Origin of the sequence: Algoriphagus sp. (genome assembly GCF_024642405.1) — a bacterium.
Classification (GTDB): domain Bacteria; phylum Bacteroidota; class Bacteroidia; order Cytophagales; family Cyclobacteriaceae; genus Algoriphagus.
This window is the reverse complement of record NZ_JAHEBC010000458.1, coordinates 1-2,723: the sequence shown is the minus strand read 5'-3', so window position 1 is coordinate 2,723 and position 2,723 is coordinate 1. Positions and strand designations below refer to the sequence as shown.

Sequence of the window (2,723 nt, the reverse complement as noted above, 5' to 3'; positions counted from 1 at the left end):
ACAATGGACTAAAGGCTTTAAAAAGTGATCATTGTGATACCTTCTTGACAATATTTAAAGGAATCTTACATAAATTTTACTCCCATGAAATCCGAAGCTGACACCAAAAAAACAACCTTAGGCAATATTACGGAGTATCCTTTAAATTGGCCAAGTGATCAAAAAGGTTCAACACACGAATTAGTGATTGATGAAAAATTCATTTACGTCACTGGCCAAAACATGCATTATGTTGCCAAATTGGATTATGATGGTAATATTCTAGCGTATTTCGAAATGCCTCAAGGCAGCGGCCCACATGGAATTTTATTAGACAAGGAAGGAAAGGTTTGGGTATCACTGGAATTTCATGGGCAGATCGTTCGATTAAAAGATGATGGCGCAATTGATAAATCAGTTGATGTATCAATGGAAATCAAGGGTTCAGAAAAGAAAATAAACCCAGCTCCACATGGCATTTGTTTAGATGCTGATGGTAAATCTATTTGGTTCACAGGAAAACGCACCAGTACGATAGGTAAATTCAGTCTCGAAGATTTCTCCATTGAGCATTTTCAATTAGAAAACTTAGCCTCTTTACCAATTTTCCTTTCTGCAGGAAGCAATACTGAAGTATGGGGGACTGAATTACTTGGCAATGCCATTCTCAATGTAAATGAGAAAGGAAAAGTTAAAGAATTTAATATTCCAACTGGAAATAGTCGACCAATTGGTATTATTCCTGATCCAGATTTGGAATCGGAATCGATGTGGTTCACTCAGGAGTCAGGAGTTAAAATTGGAAGGATAGATAAGCATGGCAAAATATCTGAATATCCAGTCCCCAAGCTTCAAGAGAATGATATCCTTGGATCTCTCACATTTGACAAAGAAAAAAATCTTTGGGTACAAGTCTATAATCCAAGCGCTGAATGTTACAGTTACCTTCTAAAACTAGATAAATCAATTAGAGAAATTATAGGTTTTTCACTTACAGAAGTTCCTTTCACCACCCATGTTTTATCGAGTAGAAAACCTATGCTGCATCGAATCAAAATGGATTATGATGGCAACCTTTGGTTTACAGAAATGATGACAGATAAAATTGGAGTTATTAGGTTTTAGTCAGCTGAAAATTTGAACCTTAAAGAACTTAGAAGATTGCCGCATAAACAATGATAAAAAGACTTGAAAATAGTGATCTGGAAATAGCTAAGAAAATATATTCAGTTTTTCAATCATCATATAAAGTTGAGGCGAAATTATTAAAAGCGGTAGATTTTCCACCTTTAAAGAGGCCAATTGATAATTTCATAAATAGCAAAACATTATTTTTCGGCTATTTAAAAAATGAAGAACTTTCTGGAGTAGTTGAAATCAGTCATTATAAGGATTATACACATATCAACAGTTTGGTAGTAGAACCAAATTTCTTTCGACAAGGAATAGCCAGTTCATTAATTGAATTCGTTTTCGAGACCTTTGAGTCAAAATTATTTACAGTTGAAACAGGATTAGAAAATGGTCCCGCTAAAGAACTTTATCGGAAATTTGGTTTTAGGGAAGTAATGCAATGGGACACTGACCATGGCGTAAGAAAAATAAAATTTGAACTTCGAAATAAAAACGACGGATAGAACCTCTAAAATTAAGCTCGGCTGTAGTATATAAGTTATCTTAAAAGCTTTGGAGATTATTGGAGTTCTTCAAATTGAAGTTAAATCAATACTAAATCAATCTGAAAATAATCTTCTTTTAGTTGGAAATAGTGTTTTATTAGCTTCTTGTAGAAAAATTAATTGAATGAAAATAGTTAAAAAAATAATCGGGATAATACTGGCACTGCTTTTACTGCTTTCTGGGATTGCACATTTCATGAACCCTGAATTTTACTTTCCCCTTATACCTGATTATTTTCCAAAACCCATAATAAACCATCTGGCTGGAATAGTTGAAATACTTTTGGGAATCGGGGTATTTATTCCCTCCTTGAGAAAGAAAGCCCTTTTCGGTATTTTCATATTGATGATTATTTTTCTACCAATCCACATCTTAGATGCACTCAAAGAAAATCCAGCTATAGGAACTAAGACTGTAGCCTTGGTGAGAATAGCCATCCAATTGGTTTTGATCTATCTACCGTGGTTCGCAATGAAAGAATAAAAGGTATTCAAGAGTGCACCAGGAATGAGTTAAGTTAAATAATAGCTGTTTGGTGTCTTTTGTTGATCCTCACAAATGAAGTCAAAAGTCTAACCAGAACTGAAATCAATTGACTGCTTTGATTTTTCAAAACTATGAGAGTTTATGATATTCTTTAAGTCCTAAAAAACAGTTTTCTAAAGGTAGTCCCTCAGAGAATTTTATAACTTAGAATATTATTCTTAAACACAATCGTAGAAATATATTTTATGAATTCCACACTAACCAAACTATCCTTTTTATTAGTATTTTTTACTTTCTCATGCCAGGAGAAATCAACCAAAAAAGAAGACTTAAGAAAGGTAGTCTTGTCCCAGATTGATGCGATTCAAGGAGATATAGCTGTAGCTTTTTATAGTCTGGATGATCCAAATGACAGCTTGTTGATAAATTCAGAAGAGGAATTTCATGCTGCAAGTACGATGAAAGTACCAGTGATGATCGAGCTTTACAAGCAGGAAAGTGAGGGATTATTGAACCTCAATGATTCTATTCTTCTGAAGAATGAATTCAAAAGTATTGTAGATGGAAGTCCTTACAGC

Annotated in this window: 4 protein-coding genes; all 4 read left to right on the top strand. The window is 33.8% G+C overall.

Going from position 1 to position 2,723, the window contains the following annotated elements:
• The first annotated feature begins 84 nt into the window (after positions 1–84).
• Positions 85–1,104: a hypothetical protein gene (locus Q0L68_RS19320; RefSeq protein WP_296705884.1), complete on the top strand. Its 1,020-nt coding sequence runs from the start codon at positions 85–87 to the stop codon at positions 1,102–1,104.
• Positions 1,105–1,154: 50 nt separating this feature from the next.
• On the top strand, positions 1,155–1,616 hold the full coding sequence (locus Q0L68_RS19315; protein WP_296705883.1) for an N-acetyltransferase: 462 nt from the start codon (positions 1,155–1,157) through the stop codon (positions 1,614–1,616).
• A gap of 166 nt (positions 1,617–1,782) precedes the next feature.
• Positions 1,783–2,142 carry a MauE/DoxX family redox-associated membrane protein gene (locus Q0L68_RS19310; RefSeq protein ID WP_296705882.1) on the top strand — a complete coding sequence of 120 codons (360 nt, stop codon included), beginning with the start codon at positions 1,783–1,785 and terminating at the stop codon, positions 2,140–2,142.
• 248 nt (positions 2,143–2,390) lie between these two features.
• The coding region (locus Q0L68_RS19305; RefSeq protein ID WP_296705881.1) for a serine hydrolase at positions 2,391–2,723 on the top strand (333 nt) is incomplete at its 3' end.

Excerpts from the sequence above, each read along its gene's own strand:
- Q0L68_RS19310 (WP_296705882.1), top strand. The coding sequence starts at position 1,783 with ATGAAAATAGTTAAAAAAATAATCGGGATAATACTGGCACTGCTTTTA.
- Q0L68_RS19320 (WP_296705884.1), top strand. The coding sequence starts at position 85 with ATGAAATCCGAAGCTGACACCAAAAAAACAACCTTAGGCAATATTACG.
- Q0L68_RS19315 (WP_296705883.1), top strand. The coding sequence starts at position 1,155 with ATGATAAAAAGACTTGAAAATAGTGATCTGGAAATAGCTAAGAAAATA.